This is a genomic window from Streptomyces sp. NPDC042364, assembly GCF_056437585.1.
In genome coordinates this window covers 89886-112765 of record NZ_JBWKAJ010000020.1, presented here as the reverse complement: position 1 = coordinate 112765, position 22880 = coordinate 89886, and the positions used below count along the sequence as shown (strand labels likewise).

The following is a 22880-nucleotide window of genomic DNA, read 5'->3' as shown; positions in this document are numbered from 1 at the left end:
AGCCATGACACACAGGGACACCGCCGCGGAACCGAACGACCTGGGGCGGTTCTTCATCGAGCGCGCCAACGCCGGCGACGTCGACGGACTGGTGGCGCTGTACGAACCGGACGCCGTACTGGCCTTCCCGCCGGGCAGCCTCGCCACCGGGCACGCGCAGATCCGCAGGGTGTACGAGCGGTTCGTCGCGGCCGCCCCCCTCCTCACACCGGGCCGACAGCACCCGCCCCTGATCAGCGGCGACCTGGCGCTGACGGCATCCACCCTGACGGACGGCGAGATCACCGTCGAGATCGCCCGCCGTCAGTCCGACGGAACCTGGCTGTGGGTGGCCGATCAGCCCGCGATCACCTCCTGACACGGCCCGGCGACGGCGAGGGGGGCACCGGGGTGAACGGAGTCACTCCGGCCGTTCCCTTCGCCGCGCGGTCGGCGGTGGTCGGCGTGTGGAGCGGCGGGGGATCAGGACCGGCTGGACGAGCCGGTGGCGGGTCACTCCGCCGGGGGCGTTGATGAGGGCGATCAGCAGGTCCACCGCTTCGACGCCGACCCGGTCCGGGCGGAGACTGACCGTGGTGACGGAGGGGGTCGTCGTCGCGTAGTCCGGGTCCTCGCTGACGCAGGCGACGAGCAGATCCCGCGGCACCCGCAGGCCGTGCCGCCCGGCGGCGGCCAGGATGTTGTGGCCCGAGTCGGAGTAGACGCCGATGACGGCGTCCGGGCGGGGATCGCGGTCGAGGAGCCGGGCGACCGCTTCCCGTTCAGCCGTGAAGTAGTCGGGCAGCGCGGCGTACTCCTCCACGAGGGCGGGCATGTCGTGCGCCGCGCACCAGGACGCGTAGGCGCGTCCGATCAGGTGCGGGTACTCGCAGTCGTGGAGCGGCAGGCAGAGCTCGATCCGCCGGGCGCCGGAGGTGGCCAGGTGGTGGAGCAGGAGGCTCATGGCGGCTTCGTGGTCGGTGTCCACCCACGCGTCGGTCCAGTGCGGGCGGGGCGGCCGACCGTCGGTGACCATCGGGATGCCGCGCTCCCGCAGGAGGGCACGCACCGGGTCCTCGGCGCGCGGTTCGACGTGGATGACACCGTCCATCGGCGTGTTGAGCCACATCCACGGGGACAGGGAGTTCGGCATCACCATGAGCATGTAGCCGCGCTCGTGCGCGGCCGCCATCGCGCTCAGCGTCAACTGCGCGTAGTAGGGGATCTCGGTGTACGAGACGGGCAGGTCGCCGTACGCCGTGGTGGTGAGCCCGAGCACTCCGGTGCGGCCGCGGGCCAGGGCTCGGGCCGTGCTGGCCGGGGCGTGCCCGAGTTCGCGTGCCGCGGTGAGCACGCGCTGCCTGGTCGCCTCCGACAGCCGTCCGGTGCCGTTGAGGGCGTTCGACACCGTGGCCGTGGACACCCCGGCCCGTGCGGCCACGGCACCGAGTGTGGGACGCCGCCAGACCCGCGAGCTAGTCATCTCTACCTCAACAGCCCTGTCACGGCTTGTGGTTAAGACCTTAATCACTCAGCGTACCCGGCGACGGCGGCCGGGTCGGCCGCCGGGTGAGGAGTGATCCAGGTGTCTGCCCCCAGGGGACCGACCACCCACCCCGTGGGCGCTCCGGGAGCCCCGCGGGGGCGCGCTCGGGCCACGTAACGCTTTCGATTACGTCAAGTTCCGGATTGTGCCGGGGTCGCGGTTGTATCAGGTTAGGACGCTCGGGGTCCGCGGTTGCGTCGGGTGCCGGGCACGAGTACGTCACATGAGCAAAAGGGGAAGCGGTGGAGGCGACGATTTCACAGGTGCGGCAGAGCACCATACCTCCGGTCACAGCGGCGCGTTGGGCGCTGTGGACGTTCGTCATCGTCAACTTGGTGATCGTCGAGGTCTTGTTCCTCACCGCCGGGACCGGCAAGAACGGGGTGCTCACGGTCGCCAAGTTCTTCGGTCTGCACGCCGCCGTGCTGATGCTGTTCCAGCTGCTGCTGGTGGCCCGGTTGCCGTGGCTCGACCGTCGGATCGGCATGGACCGGCTGACGGTGTGGCACCGCTGGGTCGGCTTCACCCTGCTGTGGACCCTGCTCACCCACGCCGTGCTGGTGGTGCTGGGCTATGCGCGGCTCGATGACGCCTCGATGGCGAAGACGTTCTTCGCGCTGGCCGGAGTGCCGGCCTCGTTGCTCGGGATGCTGGCGGCGGCGATCGTCGTCGTGATCGCGGCGGTCTCCGCACGGCAGGTGAGGCGGCGGCTGCGGTACGAGACGTGGCACGGCCTGCACCTGTTGCTGTACGTGGCGTTGGGGCTGGCGTTCGTCCACCAGCTGCAGGAGACGACGACCTTCAGTTCCTCCGCGTTCGCGATGTTCTACTGGTGGGCCCTGTGGCTGTTCGCGTTCGGTGCCCTCATCACCGGGCGGATCGTGATGCCGGTGTGGCGCAACGCCTATCACCGGTTCGAGGTCGCGGCGGTGGTGCCGGAGTCGGACAACGTGGTGTCGGTGCATGTCACCGGCCGCCACCTCGACAAGCTGCCGGCCCGGGCCGGGCAGTTCTGCATCTGGCGGTTCCCCGGGCACAACCACTGGTGGCTGGCCAATCCGTTCTCGCTGTCGGCGGCGCCCGACGGCCGTACGCTGCGACTGACCGCCAAGGCGGTCGGCAGCGCCAGCGCCGGACTGCGGCACGTCCCCGTCGGGAGCCGCGCGTTCGTCGAGGGGCCGTACGGGGCGTTCACCTCGTTGCACCGGACGCGTCCCGGCGCGCTGTTGATCGCCGGCGGAGTGGGCATCACACCGGTGCGCGCCCTGCTGGAGGAGCGATCGGCCGGCGACGTCGTCGTGCTCTACCGGGTGCGCAGCGAGGACGACGCGGTGCTGGCCGACGAGGTACGGACGCTGCTGGGCGACCTCGGTGGGCGGCTGCATCTGCTCACGGGCCGTACCGGGGAGGGCAGTCCGCCGTTCGAGCCGGAGAACCTGCGGGCCCTGGTTCCCGACGTGGCCGAACGTGATGTGTACGTCTGTGGTCCGCCCGCGATGACCACGGCCGTGCTCGGCTCCCTGCGCGCGCTGAAGGTTCCCCGGAGGCAGGTGCACGCCGAGCGGTTCGGCCTGGCCTGACGGCCTCGGTGACGGGATGACGGAGCGCCGTGGCCCGCCTCTCCGGCGGCCACGGCGCTCCGTCATCCATCACTCGGGCGCGACGCCTGCGGGCCGCCGCGGGCCCAAGCGGAGGTCACGTCTTCCTCAGCCCCGCCACGAAGAGGCTGCTCATCATTGACGTGATCGCCGGGCCTATCGGCGGACGTCGTCACCCGTTGGCAAGTCGTGGGCAAGTTAATGCCCGAGTCGGACCGGCTCGGACTAGAATCCCGGCAAGTCAGCGCTTTGACTGCTCGCCGGGAGTCGCGGGGCGGTGGAGCCGAGCACCTGTTCACCGCGCGCGAAGTGATAGTGGGATTCACATGCTGGAACAGCCGGCCTTCGGGCGACGCCTCAGAGAGCTGCGAGTGGAGCGCGGTCTCTCGCAGGCCGTACTCGCGGGCGAAGAGATCTCCACCGGATATCTGTCACGTCTGGAGTCCGGCGCGCGGCAGCCCACAGAGCGGGTGGTGACCCATCTCGCCCAGGTCCTGGGCGTCGATCGCTCCGCCTTCGACACACCGCCGAGCGGCGGCTCGTTGGCGCAGGCCCTGTCGATCGCCATGTCCACGGACGGCGACGAGGACATCGAGAAGCTCGTCGCCGTGCTCGGCCAGGTCCGCGAGGAGGCGCCGTTCCTCCGCTGGCAGGCACTGTGGCTGATCTCCCGCTACCGGCAGCGCCGCGGCCGGCGGGACGAGGAACAGGCATGTCTGGAGGAACTGGCCCGGCTCGCCGACGAACTCGCCCTGCCCGAACTGCAGTGCAGGGCCGGCTTCCAGCTCGCCCGTTCACTGCGCTCGACCGGTGAGGTGACCCGCGCGCTCGGTATCGCCGTCGACGCATACCAGATCGCCAAGGACGCCGGACTGTCCGTCACCGACACCGGTGGGGCGCTGCTCACGCTCGTCTCGGTGGAAGCGGAGGCCGGACGGCTGCCCGACGCCAGGGCGCACGTCGACGAGCTGGTCCGGCTGGTGGAGGGGCGCTCCGATCCGCTCGCCGCCGAGGCACTGTGGTCGGCCGCCACCGTACGGTTCCGCCAGGGCGACCACGAGGCCGCACGGGACTGCCTCGAACGCGCCATGAAGGAGCTGGACAGCGGCGCCGATCTGACGTTGTGGGCGCGCCTGCGGCTGGCCGCGGCGTCCCTGCACCTGCAGAGCGCTCCCCCGCGGACCGAGCGCGGTCGCGCCTGCCTGGACGAGGCGGCCGGCGCCCTCGCGCTGGTCGGCACCCCGGTGCTGCGCCAGGAACTGCTCACCCTGCGGACGCATCTGGCCTTCGAGGAGGGCCGGTACGCGGACGCTCGCGCCCTGCACGACCGGCTCCACCGCGACGAGCTGCGCCTCAGCTATCGGGACCAGGTCAGGCTCCACGTCCTCGACGCCCGCCTGATGCTCCTGGAGGGCCGCGAGCGGGAGGGCGTCCTCCGGCTCAAGGAACTGGGCGAACAGGCCCGCCGGCAGTCCAACATCGACCTGGCCGCCGAGATCTGGCGCACCCTCGCCGAGTCGCTGGAACAGGCCGGCACCACGCGCGACGACGCCGGGGCCTGAGCCGCGCCGCCGGCTCAGGCACTCCTTTCCCTTTCCCGGTCTCTCCGGCGCCGCGGTCTCTCGGCGCCGGGAAGACCGGGGTCGTTCCCTCGCCGGGCGCGGGCGCCTTTGCGGCCCGCCGGATGTCGGTACGGTGCCCCGGCCGGCACCGGGGCCTGGGTCCGATAGCCGACCGCGGCGATAGCGCGCGATCGTGGCCCATCCGCCCCCCATCACCCTGCTCGGCAAGTGCAGGCAACTCCTTGCCATACAACTGGCACGGTCGATGAACGGAAGTGTCAAATCCGTTGCGTGTACATGTCTTTTCGAGCGATCATCGCCGTATGGTTCCGACACCCCCTGACGGCCGCGCAGGCATCGACGCCGCCCTCGTCTCACGGCTGATCGCCGGTCAGTTCCCGCAGTGGGCCGGCTTACCCCTGGTTCCGGTGGAGGTCGACGGCTGGGACAACCGCACCTACCGCCTCGGTGACGACATGTCGGTCCGGCTGCCCACCGCCGCCGGATACGTCCCTGCGGTCGCCAAGGAGAGCGAGTGGCTGCCGCGCCTGGCGCCCGCGCTGCCCGTGGCGATCCCGGCCATGCTCGGCGAGGGCGTTCCCGGCGAGGGATACCCCTTCCCCTGGTCGGTACGCGGATGGCTGGACGGCCAGACGTCCGCACCCGACCGCATCGACGACATGGCCCGGTTCGCCGTCGCCGTCGCGGGCTTCCTCCTCGCCCTCCAGCGCTGCGACGCCACCGGTGGCCCGCTCGCCGGGGAGCACAGCTGGTTCCGGGGTGCCTCACCGGCGCACTACGACCAGGAGACCCGTCGCTGCCTCGCCGCCCTCGAAGGGCGCGTCGACACGGAACGGGCCGCCGACGTCTGGCGGGCCGCGCTCGCCGCCGAGTGGCAGGGGACGCCCGTCTGGTTCCACGGGGACATCGCGAGCGGCAACCTGCTGGTCAGGGACGGCAGGTTGGCGGCCGTCATCGACTTCGGCACCTGTGGGGTCGGCGACCCGGCCTGCGATCTGGTGATCGCGTGGACGATGTTCTCCGGAGACAGCCGCGAGGCGTTCCGGCGTACGGTCGGCCAGGACGAGGGCATGTGGGCCCGGGCCCGGGGCTGGGCGCTGTGGAAGTCGCTGCTGATGCTCTCCGAGACCATCGGCACCGACGCGGACCTGGCCGCCGTCCATCGGCGGGTGATCGACGAAGTCCTCGCCGATCACGCCCACTTCGGCTCGCCGTGACCCCGCCTTCCAACCCTGCCGGGACCGACAGCGCGGTCATCGGGCGGATCGGCTGCGGCCGGGTGTTCCGGGTGTGCGCGCTCCTCGCGGGCGCCGTGACGGTGTTGCCGGTACTGGGGAAGAAACCGGCGGCAGTCCGGTCCGGCGGTCGCGCCCCCGGCGGCTCCTCACACACGTGAGCCGCGGGAGCCGGACGGCCCGACGAGACCGTACGGCTCCGGCAGGCGACGCGGCACGCGCCGAACTCCTCCGCTCCGGGGGCCTGTTCCGTGCCCACACCCGCCCCCCACTCCCCTCGCGATCTCTCCACACATCGGTGAACAAATAGTCGCAAAACGGACCCTGACCACGACTCGGCTCTCGCGCAACGGGCCTGTCTTTGGTCATGATGAGCCCGGGGAGAGTTCAGGGGGAAAATCGCCATGAGTGAGAAGCACCGACCCGGTCAGGAATCGGGTCAGGTCACTCCTTCGCCTCGCCGCGCCGAGGGTCAGGCCGCGCCGCCGCCACCCGTGAACGGCTGAAGTCACCCGTAGATGCGATGCGGCACCCACACAGAGGTGTGCCGACGATCCGCCGCGCCAACACCAGGGAGCTGGTATGTCAAGTACAGAACAAGGTCACCTCGACAGACGTCGGTTCCTGTCCAGGCTGGGGGCCGGCACGGTAGCGCTCGTAGCCGGTTTCGACCTGGTCGGACGGCAGTGGGTCGCCCAGGCCGAGACCGCCGACCGTGCCTCGTTCGCCGCGGTTCCCGCCCTCGACGGAACCCTCACCTTCGACCCGGACGTCCTCGCGGCGAACGCGCACGACCAGGGCAACATCATCGTCAGGACACCCTGTGCGGTGCTCCGGCCGGGTTCGGTGCAGGACATCCGGAAGATGCTGGCCTACTGCGGGGCCCACGGCATCAAGGCCGCACCCGCCGGCGCGCACCACGCGATGTTCGGCCAACCGCTCGTCAGCGGTGGGCTGGTCATCGAGATGGAGTCACTGCACACGATCCACTCGATCGGCACCGACAGCGCCGACGTGGACGCGGGCGTGCTGTGGAAGGACCTGATCGCGGCGGCGTTCCGGCGGGGCCTCAGGCCTGCGTCGATCACCAGCTACCTCGGGACGACCGTCGGAGGGACCCTCTCCATGGGCGGCATCGGGATGATGTCCGCCTACCGGGCGGGCGCCCAGGTCGACCACGCGCAACAGCTCCAGGTGGTCACGGGCGACGGCCGGCTGCTGCGGTGCTCCGGCACGCAGAACACCGACCTGTTCGAGGCGGCGCTCGCGGGGCTCGGCCAGTGCGGGGTGATCACACGGGCGACCGTCGGCCTGGTGCCCGCCAAGCAGCTGGCCCGTACGTACCGGATCGCGTACACGGACATCCCCACGTTCTTCCAGGACGTCCGGATCCTCGCGAACCGCGGCGAGTTCGACTCCCTCGGCAGCATTCCGCAGCCGGGCACGGCGCAGCCGCTGACGCTGTGGGCCACGGTCTTCCACGACGCCGGCGACGTGCCCGACACATCGCATCTGCTGCGCGGTCTGAGCCCCGCCGCGGGCTCCGCGGTTTTCGAGGACTACGGCTTCCTCGACTACATCTCCCTGGTCACCACCATGTACGACTCGTTCGCGGCGAACCTCGACTGGGACGCGAAGGTCAAGCCGTGGCTCGATCTGTTCCTGCCCGACGACGCCGTCGAGGACTTCGTCGGCTCGGTGTTCCCCTCGCTGACGCCGGAGGACCTGGGCCCCACCGGTTTCGGGCTGGTCTTCCCGATGCTGCGCTCGACCTACGGACGGCCGCTGCTGCGGCTCCCCGGCGACGCGGGCGGCCCCTGGGTGTGGCTGGTCAGCGTCCTGACCGACTCCGCCGGACCCGGCCCCGACCCCGACTTCGCGTCCCGGATGACGGACCGCAACTACCGGCTCTACCAGCGGGCGGCGGCCGTCGGCGGCACCCGCTACCCGCACGGCGCGTGCCCGGCCACCAAGGCCGACTGGCAGGCCCACTACGGTTCGATGTGGCCGCGACTGGTGTCGTGGAAGAACCGGTACGACCCGAAGGGCATCCTCACGCCCGGCCCGGGCATCTTCTGACCGTCCGGCCCCGGTAGGGCGGCCCGGGAACCGGGTCCCGACCGCACGGCTCCGATCACGACGCGCAGTCTCGCGCTGAGCGGTCTCGCGACCAGCGGTTTCAGGACACGGGGATCTCCGACGCAGGAGCCCCCGTGTCCACCGCTCCGGCGCCTCTTTCTCGCCACCGGTGGACCCCCGTCTCACCCGTCACCGGAGCCCCTCGCTCTTCACCTTTCAGTAACCGTTCCTGTTCACCCCGTTGACATCACACGTATCCCGTCCCTATGGTCACGCAAACATTCGACCGTGTGACGACATATCGAACGGTTTGAAAGGCAAGTGCCCTGCGCATCACCGGAATCAGCCCCCGCGTGGCCGGAACGCCGTGGCGCAGCCCGACGTACGTACCGGTGCGCATCGGCACAGGGAACACGGGAGCCGGCGGACCCCGCATGCCGGGTGGCCCGCGCCCCGATCACGCTTGCCGGAGTTCGGCCCCTACCGCGCGGCCGGCTCCGTCTCGCCCTGCCCTCCCCAGGCAGTGCCGTACCGGCCGCTGATACGCGGTCCTGCTCTCAACGACGAGAAGAACAAGGAACGATCACATGCACACCCGAAGAGCCGCCCTCTCCACGATCGCCGGAGCCGTCTCGCTCGCCCTCACCCTGACCGCGTGCGGCCAGCAGGACGGGGGGGCTTCCGCGGACGGCTCCGAGGGCGGCACCATCGGCGTCGCGATGCCGACCCGGGCCTCCGAACGCTGGCTGACCGACGGCAAGAGCGTCGTGGACGACCTGGCGGCCAAGGGTTACAAGACCACGCTGGTCTACGGCGACGACGACCCGAAGCGGCAGGTCTCCCAGATCGAGAAGCTGATCGAGCAGGGCGTCGACGCGCTGATCATCGCGGCGATCGACAACAAGTCGATGGACGCCGTGCTCAAGAAGGCCGCGGAGGCGGAGATACCGGTGATCTCCTACGACCGGCTCATCCTGGACACGAAGAACGTCGACTACTACGTCTCCTTCGACAACGAGCAGGTCGGCCGGCTCCAGGCCCGCTACATCATCGACAAGCTCGGTCTCGAGGACGGCAAGGGCCCGTTCAACATCGAGCTGTTCGCCGGTTCACCCGACGACAACAACACCCGGTACTTCTTCGACGGCGCGATGCACCTGCTGAAGCCGTACCTGGACACCAAGCAACTGGTCGTCCGGTCGGGGGAGACCGAACTGGACCAGATCACCACGCTGCGCTGGGACGGCCCCACCGCGCAGAAGCGCATGAACAGCGTGCTCACCAAGGCGTACCGCAGCGCCACGGTCGACGCGGTGCTGTCGCCGTACGACGGCATCTCGATCGGCGTCCTGAACTCGCTGAAGGCGCACGGATACGGCTCCTCCGCCAAGCCGCTGCCCGTCATCACCGGTCAGGACGCGGAACTGGCCTCGGTGAAGTCGATCATCGCGGGCGAGCAGTCGCAGACCGTCTACAAGGACCTCAGGCTGCTCGCCGAGATGGCGGCGAACATGGTCGACGACGTCCTCAACGGCAAGACGCCGAACCTCAACAGCAGGAGGGCCTACAACAACGGCTCCAAGCCCGTGCCCGCGTATCTGCTCCAGCCGACCAGCGTCGACAAGAGCAACTACAAGGACGTGCTGGTGGCCGGCGGGTACTACACGGCCGCCGAACTCGACTAAGGGTTGTCCCGTGATTGCCGGTGGATCAGCGCGCGGCGTCGGATGCGGCGCATCGCACGGCGGAGGAGCGTCCGCATACTGGATGTATGCGGACGTTCCGACAACGCGGCGAGGTGCCGTAGCCGGCGTCGCGCGCCCGCCGGGAATCACGGGACAACCCTTAGCAGCGCGGCGGCAGGCGGGACGGGCCCGTTCGCGCTTCGGGCGCGGTCCTGCCTCAGGGGCGTCGGGGGTGCGCCGGCACCAGCGCGTCCAGGAGGGCGGGGAGGCGCCGGGGGAAGTCCTCTGGAAAGCCGTGGGCGAGGCCGGACACGGTCTCCAGGGTCACGTCGGCGCCGACGCGGGTGAGCAACGCGTGGGCGTCGTGGATCTCCGGGGCGATGTCGTCGTCCCGCTCCCCCACCAGCATCCGCCCGCGCAGGCCCGCCCGCGCGGCCCTCGCGCACCGCTCCCGGTCGAGGTGCGCCGGGGTGAGTGCCGGGCCCACCGCGAGGAACGCCGAGGGGCGTACTGACGCGTCGGACAGGGCCCACAGCACGGCCGCGCGGGCACCCGCGGAGAAACCCGCCGCCAGCAGCGGCAGCCCACCGTCGGCCTCGTCCACCTCGGCGAGGGCGGCGGTGATGTCCCGTACGGCGAGGCCGGCGTCCGGCCAGCTGCGGTAGAGCGGGGTCGAGCGCTGGGAGGAGTCGACGGCGACGAGTACGAAACCCGCGTCCACCGCAGCCGCCCACTGCCGCGCGGCCAGCGTCGCGTCCTGGTCGGCCCCGTGGAGGGCGACCAGCACCCCTCGCGGGAAGCTCCGCGGCCGCCGTACGACAGGCGGCGACGGGACGGCGCCGACAGCCGCGTGGCGGGCGGCGGACTCCCGCAGCAGGCCGTCGAACCCCGGCAGCTCCCGTACGGTGGCGAGATCGTCGTCCTCGACGAGGATCGCCGGGCTCCACCAGGCGCCGTCGCCGAGGGCGGCACGCAGCTCCGCGAGCGCGTCCTCCGGGCGCCCGGTGAGGGCCAGCAGACAGGCGGTCAGATGGGCCAGGTCCGCGCGCCGACGGGGTATGCGTGGAGCCTCCTCGGTCACCGCCGTGAGCGCCTCGGCCGGCCGCCCTTCGCGGTGGAGCCGGGTCACCGTCTCGTCCAGCGCACGGTAACGCGCTTCCTGGTCCCTGCCGTCCTGATCGTCCATCGTCACATCGAAGCACGGCGACCGGCCGCGGAGGCGGGCCCAGGCGGATCCGGTGCCGCGGCGGCCACCGCGCCGTGCCCATATGCCGGCCAGGAGAACCGGTATCGTCAACTGGCGTGCGGGGCGCGGGTGTCGGGACGTAGGTTGTCTGTTGAAACATCAAACGCTTCGGTGGAAAGACGGACGCCACTCATGACCGAACACGCGAGCACGCCCGGATCGGCGGCGCACCAGAAGATCGACACCTCGGTGCCCCACTCGGCCCGCATCTGGAACTACTGGCTGGGCGGCAAGGACAACTACCCGGTCGACGAGCAGGCGGGCGACGCGTACACCGCGGTGTTCCCCGGCATCGTCACCATCGCCCGCAGCAGCCGGGCGTTCCTGCGGCGCAACATCACGTATCTGGTGGCGGAGGCGGGTATCCGCCAGTTCCTGGACGTCGGGACGGGGCTGCCCACCGCGAACAACACGCATGAGGTCGCGCAGCGGATCGCTCCCGAGTCGCGGATCGTCTACGTCGACAACGACCCGCTGGTCCTGGCGCACGCCCGCGCCCTGCTCTACTCCACGCCGGAGGGGGCGACCTCGTACGTCGACGCCGATGTGCTGGAGCCGGACCGCATCCTCGCGGCCGCCGCCGGGATACTGGACTTCGACCGGCCCATCGCCCTCATCCTCAGCAACATCCTCGGTCACGTCGCCGACTACGACCAGGCACGCTCGATCGTCGCCCGGCTGATGGCGGCCCTGCCGTCGGGCAGCTACCTCTCCGTCAACGACGGCTCCCTCGGTATCGATCCGGTCTTCGAGCAGGCCCAGGACGACTACAACAACAGCGGCGCCGCGCCGTACATCCTACGGACCCCCGACCAGATCACCGCGTACTTCGACGGTCTGGAACTCATGGACCCCGGTGTCGTCTCCGTCCCGCTCTGGCGCCCGGAGCCCGACGGTCCGGCTCCCGAGGTCATCGGCGAGCACGGAGGGCTGGCCCGCAAGCCATGACGGCCTGAGGTGACGCGCGCGGCCGGCGGCCCGCCCGGGTCGCGGGCGGGGCGGACAGGCCGTAGACCGGACGTATGGTGCTGCGACCGCCGGTGGAGCCGATGCTGGCCCGGGCCCGGGAGTGGGTGCCCCCGCCCGCGGCACTGCCCGGCGGTCTCGTCCTGCAGCCCAAGTTCGACGGATACCGGGCGTTGCTCTTCACACCCTGGCCGGCGCCCGGCCCCGTGCTGATCCAGTCCCGTCGGGGCAGCCTGATCCAGACCCGCTTCCCCGATCTGGCCGCCGCCGCGGGGCGGCTGCCGGACGGCTGGGTCCTCGACGGCGAGGTGGTGGTCTGGGCCGGCGAGGAGCTGTCCTTCGAGTCGCTGCAGCGCCGGGCCTCGTCCGGCGGGCGCACGGCCGCCCGGCTGGCGGCGGAGCTGCCCGCCCACTTCATCGCCTTCGACGTGCTCCAGGCCGACGGTGTGGAACTGCTCCGCGCGCCGTACGACGAGCGGCGCGCGAGGCTGGAGGAACTGTTCACCGGTCACTCGCTCGCGGCGCCGTGGACTCTCTGCCCGCAGACGCACGACCTGGCCACCGCGCAGGAGTGGCTGACGTCCTGGACGCGGGTACCGGGCGTGGAGGGGCTCGTGGTCAAGGGCCGGCGGCAGAGGTATCTGCCCGGGGCCCGCGGCTGGTACAAGATCCGCCGCCGGGACACCGCCGAGGGCATCGTCGGCGCCGTCACCGGCACCCTGCGCCGTCCGCAGACCGTTCTCCTCGGCCGCTACGACCAGGAAGGAGTGCTCCGGCTGGTCGCCCGCAGCACCCTGCTGCAGCCCGAGGCGGTCCGGGAGCTCGGCGCCCGGTTGTCCGCGGCTCGACCGGGTCACCCCTGGGAGGGGACGCGGTTCACGACGTCCTGGGGATCGCGCACACCCCTGGAGGTCGTCCTCGTCGCCCCGGAGCTGGTCGCCGAGATGGCCGTGGACACGGCCCAGGGGCACGGGGCCTGGCGGCATCCGGCCCGGTTCGTCCGCCTCAGGCAGGACATGGTGCCCGGAGATGTGGCGGGATTCGGCGAGGGTACGGAAGCCGGGTGACGGCCGGGTGACGCTCGGCCCGTGAGGCAGACCTCCGTACGGCAACCGTCCGTATCGCGCAGCCCGCCCAGCAGGTGCGTCCGCCGGATCAACGCCCGCTGAGGGCGCCGCCGGCCCCGCCCGTCCTCCGGGAGGACCGGCGGCACCCGGCGTGGCCCGCCGTCGGCGTCGACCGCCGCGGTCGGCGGCTGTGGCGTCGCCCCGGCGGGGGGCCGAACCGTACGGTCAGTCGCCCCCGCTCTCGGCGGTCGCGGCGTCCGCTGCCCGGCAGGCCGCGCACAGCACCCGGGCCCGCGCGCCATAGCGCCGGGTGAGCCCCTGGCACCGCGGGCAGGCCCCCACCTGTTCGGGGAGGCATCCGAGCAGGAGCGCGGCGGTCGCCCGGTCCGTCGCGGGGTCGATGCGCCGTGGCATCTCCTCCATGGCTCGAATGTATGGGCGCCACCACGTCGCGGCAGGTCGAGAGGCGCCCCGCCGCTCACCGGTGACCCCTGCGCGCACCCGGGTCCGGGGTTCGTGCGCCGGCGCGGCGGTCGGCAGATGGCGCAGAGTCCCGCCGCGCACGTCGGCGACGTCATCGAACGTGTGCGTCGCCGCCGTATCCCTCCCCCGCCGTCCTCCGAGGACGGGAGCCGGTTGCCTTGTGAATCAGCCGAGTTGGGGATGCGACGGGGGTGGCACGACCGATTATGATCTTGGTCATGACTGTGCAGCACCCCGAGAAGACCCCTTCCCGCAAGCAGAGGCTTCAGGAGAAGCAGCGCCGCCAGCTGGCGGTGGTCGACACCGTGGACAAGGCCGAGGCCAAGGTACGCAAGGCGGAGGTCGAGCTGGCCCTGGCCGTCACCGAGGCGGTCCAGATGTTCGGCACCGAGCAGTCCGCCTCGGAGGGGCTCGACATGCCGGTCGAGACGATCCGACGCTTCCTCGGCATCGCGAAGGCCGAGGCCGCAGCCGACAGGTCCGCAGCCGAGGCCGCCGCCGCCTCGTGAGGTGATCTGCGCCTCACGGGCAACCTCCTTGGCGTACATGACGTCTTGATCAGCAGCAGATGAGGCCCTGGCCCTCGGGCCAGGGTTCGTTTCAGCCCCTCTATACACGCCGCGTATACACAAAGTGTATAGATGACGCGCATACGCGCCAGGCGGGCTGCACCGCGCGCATACGGAACGAAAGGCAACCATGTACGGCAAGGCGTTCGCCCCGGAATACCAGGGCGCCCTGACCACCCTGTCCGTGAATTCCTCTCTCACCGAGGTACTGGACGCCGGCACACGGCAGTTGAGAGCGGCCGAGCGCTCCGGGGAGCACGGCGAGGCGGCGCGCTCCGGGCTGGCCGTGGCCGAGGCGCACCGGCGGCTGGGGCAGATCGGGGAGGCCGACCGGGCGTGGAAGGCCAGCTACCGGGCGGCCAGAACCGCGGGGGACAAGGGGGCCATGGCCTGGGCACTGTGGAGCGGCGGCACCCTGGCCCGGCAGCGGGGCTCGTTCGCGCTGGCCCGGCGGCTGCTTGGCCTCGCGGCCGAGATGGGCGAACAAGGAGGCGATGTGGTCGTACGCGGCTACTCCCTCGCGGGGCTGGCCGAGACGGGCAGGATCCAGGGCGACTACGACGCCGTGGCCCGGCTGCACGAGCAGCTGCTGGCCGAGGCCCGGCGGCGGGGTGAGGCCCGGCACACGGTATGGGCGCTGGAGGGCATCGCCCAGATCCACCGCCAGCGGGGCGAGTACGACACGGCGTACGCGCTGTTCGAGGAGGCGGCACAGATAGCCGGGGGTGCCGACGACCGGCGCGGCCACGCCTGGGCGCTGCGCGGGCTGGCCGACATCGTCTCCGCGCGGGACGGGGACGTCGAGCGGGCGCTCGCCCTGCTGTCGGAGGCGGAGACCACCTGCCGGGCGATGCGGCTCTCCAGCGCCCTGGCCTACAACCACAAGATGCGCGGCAACGTCCTCTACCGGGCAGGGCGTTACGCCGAGGCACGCGACACGTACGAGCTGGCGCTGGCGGAGTTCCGCGGGATGAGCGAACCGCGTGGGGAGGCGCTGGCCCGCCTGGGGCTGGCCAAGGCGCTCGCCCGGCTGGGCCGCGACCACGCCGAAACGGCGGCCGAACTAGCCGATCTCGCACGGGAGTTGGATCGAATCGGACTGCGGCACGCCAGGCAGATGGTGGCGCGGGCACACGACGAACTCGGTGTGCGGGCGCAGGGAGAACCCGGCGACGGGGCCCGGGAGGGAGCCGGTGGGCGGGTCCGGGAGGACCAGGGGGACCGCGCCGAGGCGGACGCCGCCGTACGGATCCGGGCGGCACACGGGGTCCGGGTGGAGGCCGCACGGTGACGCCGGTCTCCTCGGCACTGCGGGTGCCGGTCGACATCCCCCTCGTCCTGGAACGCTGCCGTGCGACGGTGCGGCCCGCACTGCGCGAGGCGATCGCGCGGACGCACCCGTGGGTGGGCGAGATGGCCGCGTACTCCTTCGGCTGGTGCGAGGTGGGGGGCGCTCCCGCCGCCGCGTCCGGCGGCAAGGGGGTACGGCAGGCGCTGGCCCTGCTCGGGGCCGAGGCGGTGGGCGCCCCCGGCCGGACCGGCGTGCCCGCGGCGGTCGCGGTGGAACTGGTGCACGCCTTCTCGCTGCTCCACGACGACATCATGGACGGCGACCAGGCTCGGCGACGCCGCCCCACGGTCTGGAAGGCGTACGGCACCGGGCCCGCGGTCCTCGCCGGCGACGCCCTGTTCGCGCTGGCCGTCGAGACGCTCGCCGCCACCGACGCGGGTCCGCAGGCGTTGCGGATGCTCTCGGCGGCGCTGGGCGATCTGGTGCGCGGCCAGGCGGACGACCTGCTGTTCGCCGAGCGTCCCTGGACGGGTCCGGAGCGGGTGCGGTCGGCGGAGTACCGGGCGATGGCCGAGCACAAGACCGGCTCGCTGCTCGGCTGCGCGGCCGCGCTCGGCGCACTGCTCGGCGGCGGTCCGCCGTCGGCGGTCGCCGCTCTCGACCGGGCCGGCCGCCGTCTCGGACTCGCCTTCCAGGTCGTCGACGACGTCCTGGGCATCTGGGGCGACCCCGAGGTCACGGGGAAACCCGTCCACAACGATCTCCGCGAGCGCAAGAAGACCTTCCCGGTGCTGGCCGCCCTCGACTCCCCGTCCCCCGAGGCGCGGCGTCTGGCCTCGCTGCTGGCGTCGGGAGGGGATCCCCGGGAGGCGGCCGTACTCGTCGAGGCCGCGGGCGGCCGGGCGGCGGCACTGGACGAGGCACGCGGTCACATCGCGGCGGCGGAGTCCGCCCTGGCGGACGTCTCGCTCCAGGGCACTGCGGGGGACGAACTGCGGGCGCTGTCGGCGTTCCTCGTACGGCGCGACCTCTGACAGCCGGGCGAGCCCCGTCTCGCTGCGGCTGCGCGCACGGCGGGCACTCCGGCGACGGGGTCCGGCGGGGGCGAGTGCCGGGGGCGGCTCGCAGCCGGACACGGCGGGGCGCGGACCATCCGGCGGGAGACGGTGGCGTCCCTGCCGACCGGAGGGTGCTACCCCGCCGTGTGGCTGGAGCTGTGGATCGGGGGGCCGCGGTGACTCATCGGGGATCTAAGGTCGAGGCGGCAGGAGCGGGCGGCAGGGCCGAAGGCAGGCGGAGGGCACGTGATCCGGGTGGTGGTGGACGACGAGGCTCTGGTCCGGTCGGGCTTCGGGCTCATCCTGGGCGCGTCCGAGGACATCGAGGTCGTCGCGACGGCGAGCGGCGGCGAGGCCGTCGAGACGGTCCGCCGGGAGCGGCCCGACGTGGTGCCGCTGGACATCCGGATGCCGGACGTCGACGGGCTCACCGTGCTGCGCGAGCTGCGGAAGACGCCGGGCGCGCCGGTCGTGGCGACGCCGACCACGTTCGACGCCGACGAGTACATCCTGACCGCGCTGCATTCCGGAGCGGCCTGGTTCCTGCTCAAGGACACCGAGCCGGAGCAACTCGCCCATCCGGTGCGGACCCTGGCCGCGGGCGGGGTCGTGCCGTCCCCCAAGGCGTCGGGGAGGCTCCTGCACGGCCACCCCGGCACCGGGGCCGCCGTAGACGAGGAGGCCGCCCGGGTCCGGCTGCTCACCTCGCGGGAGCGCGATGTCCTCGTCCTGGTGGCGGAGGGGTTGTCGAACGCCGACATCGGGGCGCGCGTCCACCTCGCGGCGGGCAGGGTGAGGGACCACGTCAGCGCCATCCTGACGAAGCTTCGCGTGGCCGGCCGCGTGCAGGCGGCGCTGCTGGCGCAGCGGGCCGGGCTGCTCGACGAGCGCCCTCGGGCGGCGGGGCGATGAACGCCGCACGCGCGCTGTGGAAGCGGGTGCCCGCACCGGTCGTCGACCTCGTCCTGGTGGTGGCGGCAGCCGTCGACGTATGGCTGAACCTGTGGGACGACACACCCCTCGGCGTCGGGCTGGCCGCTCTGGGCTGCGCCGCGCTGGCCCTCCGGCGCAGGTTCCCGCTCGTCGTCTTCCTGCTCACCCTGCCGGCCTCGCTGACGCAGGCTGTGGCCGTGGCTCCGCTCGTGGCGCTGTTCACCCTGGCCGAACGGACCCGCAACCGCCACCTTCTCGCCGGGTGCGTCGCCCTGGCCGCCATCGCGAACAGCCTCCCGTGGCCCTGGTCGAGCCTCATGGCCATAGGCCAGGCCATGACGCTCATCGCCCTGGTGTACGGTCTGGCGACCGCCGCCGCCCCGGTTCTCTTCGGGCAACTCCTCCAGGCCCACCGGGACTTGGCTCGGCGGCTGGTGGAGATCGAGGAGGTCCGGGAGTACGAGCGGGCGCTGCATGCCCAGGCCGTGCTCGCCCGGGAACGCGCCCGGCTGGCCCGGGAGATGCACGACGTGGTCTCCCACCAGGTGAGCCTGATCGCCGTACGGGCCGGGGCGTTGCAGGTCGCCGCGCGGGACGCGGACGCCAAGGAGGCGGCCCGCACGATCCGTTCGCTGAGCGTCACCACGCTCGACGAGCTGCGCACCATGGTCACGCTGCTGCGCGCCTCCGGCGGCGACGCCACCGAGCTGACCCCTCAGCCCACCCTTGCCGACCTGCGCCGACTCGTGGAGTCCAGCGGGACTCACGCGCGGCTGACGGGTGAACTACCGCCCACCGTGGGCTCGCCCGCCCAACGCGCCCTCTACCGCACGGTGCAGGAGGCGCTGACCAACGTGCGCAAGCACGCCCCCGGTGCCACGGCCGGCGTCGAGCTGTGGCAGGAGGGCGACGATGTCGGAGTGACCGTCACCAACACCCCGGCCACGCGTCCCTCCCTGTCCCTGCCCGGTTCGCAGCAGGGCCTGGTCGGCCTGCGGGAACGGGCCGACATCCTGCGCGGGTCCCTGGAGGCCGGACCGACCGAGGAGGGCGGCTATCGGCTGCGGCTGCGTATTCCTCTGAGCGCCGAGTGAGCGCCGGACCGGCGCGGCCCGGTGGGCGTCACGCGCCGGCCCGGTGGGCGTCTGACGAGCGTCCCGGTGGGAGTCTGACGCGGCCCGGTGGGCATCTGAGGAGTGTCGTCGCCCGCAGGACCGCCCGCTCCGTGGGGCCCCGTGGAACCCGGCCCGGGCGCAGCGTCAGGCGACGGTCCACCCCCGACGTCGGGGGGCCGTCACGGGCGAACCACCGAGGCAGTCGGCGGCCGAACCCCGCTGACGGATCGAGGGCGACGGCCGGTCATGTCGTGCCGCGGACTTGCAGGCTCGGTGTCAGGACGATGGGGGGTGGCATGTCGCCTGCGAGGAGTTGGTCGACCTGGTGGATGGCCAGTTCACCCAGCCGTCGCTTGTCCAGGTGGAGGGTGGTCAGCGGCGGGTCGACCAGATCGACGACGCTCAGCCCGTCGTAGCCGACCAGCGCGCAGTCGTCCGGTACCCGGACGCCGAGCCGGCGGGCGGCCCGGAGCGCGCCGATCGCCACCAGGTCGTTGAAGGCGACCACGGCGGTGAGGTCTGGGCGCGCGGCGTGCAGCGCCTCGAACGCGGCGGCGCCCCCGGCCGGGCTCTGCTCCCCCATGACAACCCAGCCCTCGTCGATGGGCAGCGCGTGTTCGCCGGCGACTTCGAGGAAGGTGTGGCGCCGGAGCGTCGGGGCGTTCACGCACTCGCAGTCGATCATGCCGATCCGGCGGTGCCCCCGGTCGATGAGGTGCCGCATCCCGGCCCGGATTCCGGCCGCGGTGTCGATGTGGACCAACGCGTGGTTCGACGAGTCCAGTCCGCGGTCGACCAGAACCAGCGGCACGGTGCCCACGTACGGCTCGAGCTGCGCATCGGGGTGGCTGATGTAGCCGACGAGAGCGTCGACCTGCCGGCCGAGTGAGCGGACCAGGGTCAGCTCTCTGGACCGATCGTTCTCGGTACTGGCCACGAGCACCTGCCAGTCGCGTTCGTCCGCGGCCGCGATCACTCCGGCCACGAACTCCGGGAAGAAGGGGTTGACCACGTCGGGGACGATGAGCCCGACGGATACGACGTCCGGGCGGACCAGCCCCCGGCCGAACCGGCTGGGCCGGTACCGCAGCCGCCTCGCGACGTCGAGCACGCGTTGCTGGGTCCCCGGGTCGATCTCCCCCTTGCCGTTGATCGCCCGGGAGACGGTCTGATGGGACACGCCTGCCGCCTGGGCGACATCGCGCAGTGTGACGCGCTTGACCGTTCTCCCGCCCCGCGCCCGCTGGTCTTCCGTTTCCCGCTGTCCGGCCACGCCGCCCACTCGCTTCTGTTCCTGTGCCGCCCTGTGTCCAAGTCAATCAGGTTCCCCGGCCGGCCGTGCCATCACCGGCCCGGCACTGCCACGAGGGCGGGGCTGCGCCGGAACGCCACCGGCGGGCCGTGAGCCGTCCGGCGGCGGGCGTTGACGGAATCCGCTCCCCTGGGCACAATCACGTTAACGGTAACGTGAACGGTAACGGACCAAGCGAAGGAGAGCACAGTGGCTTCCTCAAGGGGCCCCCTACCGCACGAGCCCCACCCGATGTTCCGCGGCGTGTTCCGCAGCTGGCACGCGAAGGCCGGCGTCCTTTCGGCGCTGCCGGACGCACCTGTGGAGCCGGATGATCCGCCGCCTTGGTGGCGCCGGCTGCGAGTTCGGCGGGAGAAGCCGAGCAGCGGGGCGTACGCGCCCAGTCGGCCCACGGCACGTGCCCGAGGCTGTCCCGCGCCGAGTGGTAATGGCCGGAGCTGACTGATGAGAAAACGTGCACCACCCCGCGACCGGCCTCCACGGCGGTCCGGGGTCGCCGGTCGGTCGCCGGTCGGCCGGGCCCGCGCCCGCACCCGCGCCCGCGCCCGTCGGAGAGCGGCAGGAAACGCCTGGGTGGGGCCGTCCCGGGATCGCCCCTAGGCCGGCAGGGGCTGCTCGGCCCAGATCGTCTTGCCGGCCGACGTCTGGCGGCTGCCCCAGCGCTCGGCGACCTGGGCGACGAGCAGCAGTCCGCGTCCGCCCTCGTCGAAGACCCTGGCCCGGCGCAGATGGGGAGCGGCGCTGCTGGAGTCGGACACCTCGCAGATGAGGGCGTCCGCGCGGATGAGCCGGAGGTGGATGGGGGCGTTGCCGTACCGCATCGCGTTGGTGACCAGCTCGCTGACGATCAGTTCGGTGGAGAAGTCGAGGTCGGCGAGCCCCCAGGCGTCGAGTTGCTCGGCCGCCATCCGGCGGGCGCGGCCGACGGCCGCGGGTTCCAGGGGCAGCTCCCAGGTCGTGACCCGGTCGGCGCCGAGCGTGGCGGTCCTGGCCAGGAGCAGCACGATGTCATCGGCAGGCGGGTCGGGCCGCACCTTGCGCAGCACCTCGTCGCAGGTCTCCTCTAGGTCGGCGGCCGGGCGGCGCAGCGCTTCGGTCAGCAGGTCGAGTCCGACGTCGACGTCGCGGCCGGGTGCCTCGATGAGGCCGTCGGTGTAGAGGGCGAGCGTGCTGCCTTCGGTCATGTCGATCCGTGCGGCCTCGAAGGGCAGCCCGCCCAGGCCGAGCGGTGGTCCGGCGGGCAGGTCCAGAACCTCCACGGTGCCGTCGGGCCGCAGCAGGACGGGAGGCGGGTGCCCGGCCCGTGCCAGGTCGCAGCGGCCGGCCACGGGATCGTAGACGGCGTAGAGGCAGGTGGCCCCGACCTCGCCCGAGGCGCCCTCCGCCGCACGCCGCGCATCCGGTCCCTCCTCCCGGTCGAGGCGGATGACCAGGTCGTCCAGCCGGGTGAGCAGCTCGTCGGGCGGGAAATCGGCGTCGGCGAGGGTCCGTACCGCCGAGCGCAGCCGGCCCATCGTGGCCGAGGCGTGCACGCCGTGGCCCACCACGTCGCCCACGACCAGCGCCACTCGTCCCCCGGACAGGGAGATGACGTCGAACCAGTCCCCGCCGATCTCGTCCCCGGGGCCGGCGGGGAGGTACCGGTAGGCGAGGTCGGCCGACTCGACCTCCGGGAGCCGCTCGGGCAGGAGACTGCGCTGGAGGGTGATCGCGGTGTGCCGCTCGCGGGTGTAGCGGCGGGCGTTGTCGATGCTCACCGCCGCCCGGGCGGCGATCTCCTCGGCGAGCACCAGGTCGTCGGGGCCGAAGGCCTCCTCGGTGCGGTGGCGCAGCAGGAGCATCACGCCCAGGGTGACGCCCCGGGCGCGAAGCGGCACCATCAGCACCGAATGGATCCTGAATCGCCGAATGTTCTCGGCGCGGCCCGGGGAGGCCGCAGCCCACTCGCGCAGCACCGGGTCACCGACCCTGTGGTAGCTGCCCCGGCCGGTGATCAGCGCCTGGGCCGCCGGGGAGCGGGGAGGGTGGATGTCGATGTCGCCCGTGGGCACCACCGATTCCGGGATTCCGCGGAGCACGGACCGCTGCGCGGTCCGACGGCAGACGACCGGCGTGTCGGGGGGTACGGGCTGCGGCTCGTGTCCCTGGACGACCGACTCCAGCAGGTCGACGGTGGCGAAGTCGGCGAACCCCGTCACCGCCACGTCGGCCAGTTCCTCGGCCGTCCGGGTCACGTCGAGGGTGCTGCCGATACGGACGCTGGCGTCGTTCAGCACGGCGAGGCGGCGGCGGGCCCAGTACTGCTCGGTGATGTCGATGACCAGGGCCGACAGTCCGAGCACGGCGCCCGCCCTGTCCTTCAGCGGGGAGAGGAACAGTGACCACGCGTGGTCCCGGACCTCGCCGGAGGCCCGGAAGGGCTGCTCCTCGCGGTAGATCATCTCTCCGGTGCGCACGACCTGGTGCTGGAGGCGGTCGATCTCGTCCACGGGGGGAGCGGGGTAGATCTCCCACAGCGTCCGCCCTCTCATCTCCTCCTGGTTCAGTCCCATGGCCCGGCTCATCGCCTGGTTGCAGGTGACGAACCGGGCCTCGCTGTCGTAGACGGCGACGGGCAGCGGCAGCTGCGCGAGCGTGAGGTCCCACAGCTCCGCGGGCCCCGTGTCCGTCGGCCCGGCGGAGTAGGTCACCACCGCCGGGGTGACGACCCAGTGGGTCCTGCCGCGCCCGTCGAGCAGGGGCGTGCCCCGGAGCCGCACGATGATCCGGTCACCGTCCCGTTTCCGCAGCCCCACGTCGCTCGTCCAGGGCTCACCGGCGGCCAGGTGGCGCCTCGCCGCGGAGGGCAGCCTCGCGGTCCGCAGGTGGTGGGCCGGCCGACCCACCACCTCGTCGGGCTCGTATCCGAGGAGCCGACCGGCCCCCGCACTCCACACCAGGACGACTCCGCGGGCGTCGACGACGACCGCGAAGTCGTCGGGTACGGCTGTTCCCTCTGCTCCGGTGGTCGGGTCGGGCTCGTGGTCCATGGGCGTATCCCGACGTCGTTCCTGCCGCTTTCCAGCGCGGCGCTGTGCGCCCGGCACGGGCGCTGACTCCAGCATCCCGCCGCGGCGCATGCCTCTCAACCGGTTG

At 72.2% G+C, this 22880-nt stretch carries 18 protein-coding genes; 13 read left to right on the top strand and 5 right to left on the bottom strand.

What is annotated here, in order from left to right; genetic code table 11:
* Positions 1-4: 4 nt before the first annotated feature.
* Positions 5-358, top strand: coding sequence for a YybH family protein (locus tag AC067N_RS30960; protein ID WP_478682204.1), 354 nt, complete (start codon positions 5-7; stop codon positions 356-358).
* Between the two features lie 42 nt (positions 359-400).
* Here AC067N_RS30960 and AC067N_RS30955 read toward each other — a convergent pair whose 3' ends face one another.
* Positions 401-1420, bottom strand: a complete 1020-nt coding sequence (locus AC067N_RS30955; protein WP_478682203.1) for a LacI family DNA-binding transcriptional regulator — start codon at positions 1418-1420, stop codon at positions 401-403.
* 368 nt (positions 1421-1788) lie between these two features.
* Between AC067N_RS30955 and AC067N_RS30950 the strand changes: the two genes are divergently transcribed.
* The 5 genes from AC067N_RS30950 (at position 1789) to chvE (ending at position 9705) form a co-directional block, all read left to right on the top strand.
* Complete coding sequence (locus tag AC067N_RS30950) at positions 1789-3105, top strand: ferredoxin reductase family protein (RefSeq protein WP_478682202.1); 1317 nt, start codon at positions 1789-1791, stop codon at positions 3103-3105.
* Positions 3106-3449: 344 nt separating this feature from the next.
* Positions 3450-4685, top strand: a complete 1236-nt coding sequence (locus AC067N_RS30945; protein ID WP_478682201.1) for a helix-turn-helix domain-containing protein — start codon at positions 3450-3452, stop codon at positions 4683-4685.
* Between the two features lie 323 nt (positions 4686-5008).
* Positions 5009-5923 (top strand): aminoglycoside phosphotransferase family protein, encoded by a 915-nt coding sequence (locus AC067N_RS30940; RefSeq protein ID WP_478682200.1) that lies wholly within the window; start codon positions 5009-5011, stop codon positions 5921-5923.
* 600 nt (positions 5924-6523) lie between these two features.
* A complete protein-coding gene (locus AC067N_RS30935) occupies positions 6524-8020 on the top strand; it encodes an FAD-binding protein (protein WP_478682199.1) in 1497 nt (498 codons plus the stop codon).
* Between the two features lie 587 nt (positions 8021-8607).
* Positions 8608-9705, top strand: coding sequence for a multiple monosaccharide ABC transporter substrate-binding protein (gene chvE / locus AC067N_RS30930; RefSeq protein WP_478682198.1), 1098 nt, complete (start codon positions 8608-8610; stop codon positions 9703-9705).
* Positions 9706-9922: 217 nt separating this feature from the next.
* Here chvE and AC067N_RS30925 read toward each other — a convergent pair whose 3' ends face one another.
* Positions 9923-10891: an alpha/beta fold hydrolase gene (locus AC067N_RS30925; RefSeq protein WP_478682197.1), complete on the bottom strand. Its 969-nt coding sequence runs from the start codon at positions 10889-10891 to the stop codon at positions 9923-9925.
* 192 nt (positions 10892-11083) lie between these two features.
* On the opposite strand from AC067N_RS30925, the gene AC067N_RS30920 reads away from it, so the two are divergent.
* Together AC067N_RS30920 and AC067N_RS30915 are read left to right on the top strand one after the other, a co-directional pair.
* A complete protein-coding gene (locus AC067N_RS30920) occupies positions 11084-11899 on the top strand; it encodes an SAM-dependent methyltransferase (RefSeq protein ID WP_478682196.1) in 816 nt (271 codons plus the stop codon).
* A 74-nt stretch (positions 11900-11973) separates the two neighbouring features.
* Positions 11974-12984 (top strand): ATP-dependent DNA ligase, encoded by a 1011-nt coding sequence (locus tag AC067N_RS30915; protein WP_478682195.1) that lies wholly within the window; start codon positions 11974-11976, stop codon positions 12982-12984.
* A 225-nt stretch (positions 12985-13209) separates the two neighbouring features.
* Here the strand turns inward: AC067N_RS30915 and AC067N_RS30910 are convergent, their stop codons facing one another.
* The gene (locus tag AC067N_RS30910) at positions 13210-13407 is read right to left on the bottom strand and encodes a hypothetical protein (RefSeq protein WP_478682194.1); all 198 of its coding nucleotides are present in this window, start codon (positions 13405-13407) and stop codon (positions 13210-13212) included.
* Between the two features lie 278 nt (positions 13408-13685).
* Here AC067N_RS30910 and AC067N_RS30905 point away from each other — a divergent pair, with 278 nt between their 5' ends.
* The 5 genes from AC067N_RS30905 (at position 13686) to AC067N_RS30885 (ending at position 18412) form a co-directional block, all read left to right on the top strand.
* Entirely contained in the window at positions 13686-13976 is a 291-nt protein-coding gene (locus tag AC067N_RS30905; protein ID WP_478682193.1) for a hypothetical protein, read from the top strand.
* 190 nt (positions 13977-14166) lie between these two features.
* Positions 14167-15327: a tetratricopeptide repeat protein gene (locus tag AC067N_RS30900; protein ID WP_478682192.1), complete on the top strand. Its 1161-nt coding sequence runs from the start codon at positions 14167-14169 to the stop codon at positions 15325-15327.
* Positions 15324-16361, top strand: coding sequence for a polyprenyl synthetase family protein (locus AC067N_RS30895; RefSeq protein ID WP_478682191.1), 1038 nt, complete (start codon positions 15324-15326; stop codon positions 16359-16361). The genes AC067N_RS30900 and AC067N_RS30895 overlap by 4 nt, the downstream gene beginning before the upstream one ends.
* Before the next feature lie 279 nt (positions 16362-16640).
* On the top strand, positions 16641-17297 hold the full coding sequence (locus AC067N_RS30890) for a response regulator (protein ID WP_478682239.1): 657 nt from the start codon (positions 16641-16643) through the stop codon (positions 17295-17297).
* Positions 17294-18412 carry a sensor histidine kinase gene (locus AC067N_RS30885; protein WP_478682190.1) on the top strand — a complete coding sequence of 373 codons (1119 nt, stop codon included), beginning with the start codon at positions 17294-17296 and terminating at the stop codon, positions 18410-18412. Before AC067N_RS30890 ends, AC067N_RS30885 begins: the two co-directional genes overlap by 4 nt.
* 265 nt (positions 18413-18677) lie before the next feature.
* Here the strand turns inward: AC067N_RS30885 and AC067N_RS30880 are convergent, their stop codons facing one another.
* Both AC067N_RS30880 and AC067N_RS30875 read right to left on the bottom strand, forming a co-directional pair.
* Positions 18678-19706, bottom strand: a complete 1029-nt coding sequence (locus AC067N_RS30880; protein WP_478682189.1) for a LacI family DNA-binding transcriptional regulator — start codon at positions 19704-19706, stop codon at positions 18678-18680.
* 635 nt (positions 19707-20341) lie between these two features.
* Positions 20342-22774: a SpoIIE family protein phosphatase gene (locus tag AC067N_RS30875; RefSeq protein ID WP_478682188.1), complete on the bottom strand. Its 2433-nt coding sequence runs from the start codon at positions 22772-22774 to the stop codon at positions 20342-20344.
* Between the last annotated feature and the right edge of the window lie 106 nt (positions 22775-22880).

Excerpts from the sequence above, each read along its gene's own strand:
- AC067N_RS30960 (WP_478682204.1), top strand. The coding sequence starts at position 5 with ATGACACACAGGGACACCGCCGCGGAACCGAACGACCTGGGGCGGTTC.
- AC067N_RS30945 (WP_478682201.1), top strand. The coding sequence starts at position 3,450 with ATGCTGGAACAGCCGGCCTTCGGGCGACGCCTCAGAGAGCTGCGAGTG.
- AC067N_RS30940 (WP_478682200.1), top strand. The coding sequence starts at position 5,009 with ATGGTTCCGACACCCCCTGACGGCCGCGCAGGCATCGACGCCGCCCTC.
- AC067N_RS30935 (WP_478682199.1), top strand. The coding sequence starts at position 6,524 with ATGTCAAGTACAGAACAAGGTCACCTCGACAGACGTCGGTTCCTGTCC.
- chvE (WP_478682198.1), top strand. The coding sequence starts at position 8,608 with ATGCACACCCGAAGAGCCGCCCTCTCCACGATCGCCGGAGCCGTCTCG.
- AC067N_RS30925 (WP_478682197.1), bottom strand. The coding sequence starts at position 10,891 with ATGGACGATCAGGACGGCAGGGACCAGGAAGCGCGTTACCGTGCGCTG.
- AC067N_RS30920 (WP_478682196.1), top strand. The coding sequence starts at position 11,084 with ATGACCGAACACGCGAGCACGCCCGGATCGGCGGCGCACCAGAAGATC.
- AC067N_RS30915 (WP_478682195.1), top strand. The coding sequence starts at position 11,974 with ATGGTGCTGCGACCGCCGGTGGAGCCGATGCTGGCCCGGGCCCGGGAG.
- AC067N_RS30910 (WP_478682194.1), bottom strand. The coding sequence starts at position 13,407 with ATGGAGGAGATGCCACGGCGCATCGACCCCGCGACGGACCGGGCGACC.
- AC067N_RS30905 (WP_478682193.1), top strand. The coding sequence starts at position 13,686 with ATGACTGTGCAGCACCCCGAGAAGACCCCTTCCCGCAAGCAGAGGCTT.
- AC067N_RS30900 (WP_478682192.1), top strand. The coding sequence starts at position 14,167 with ATGTACGGCAAGGCGTTCGCCCCGGAATACCAGGGCGCCCTGACCACC.
- AC067N_RS30885 (WP_478682190.1), top strand. The coding sequence starts at position 17,294 with ATGAACGCCGCACGCGCGCTGTGGAAGCGGGTGCCCGCACCGGTCGTC.
- AC067N_RS30875 (WP_478682188.1), bottom strand. The coding sequence starts at position 22,774 with ATGGACCACGAGCCCGACCCGACCACCGGAGCAGAGGGAACAGCCGTA.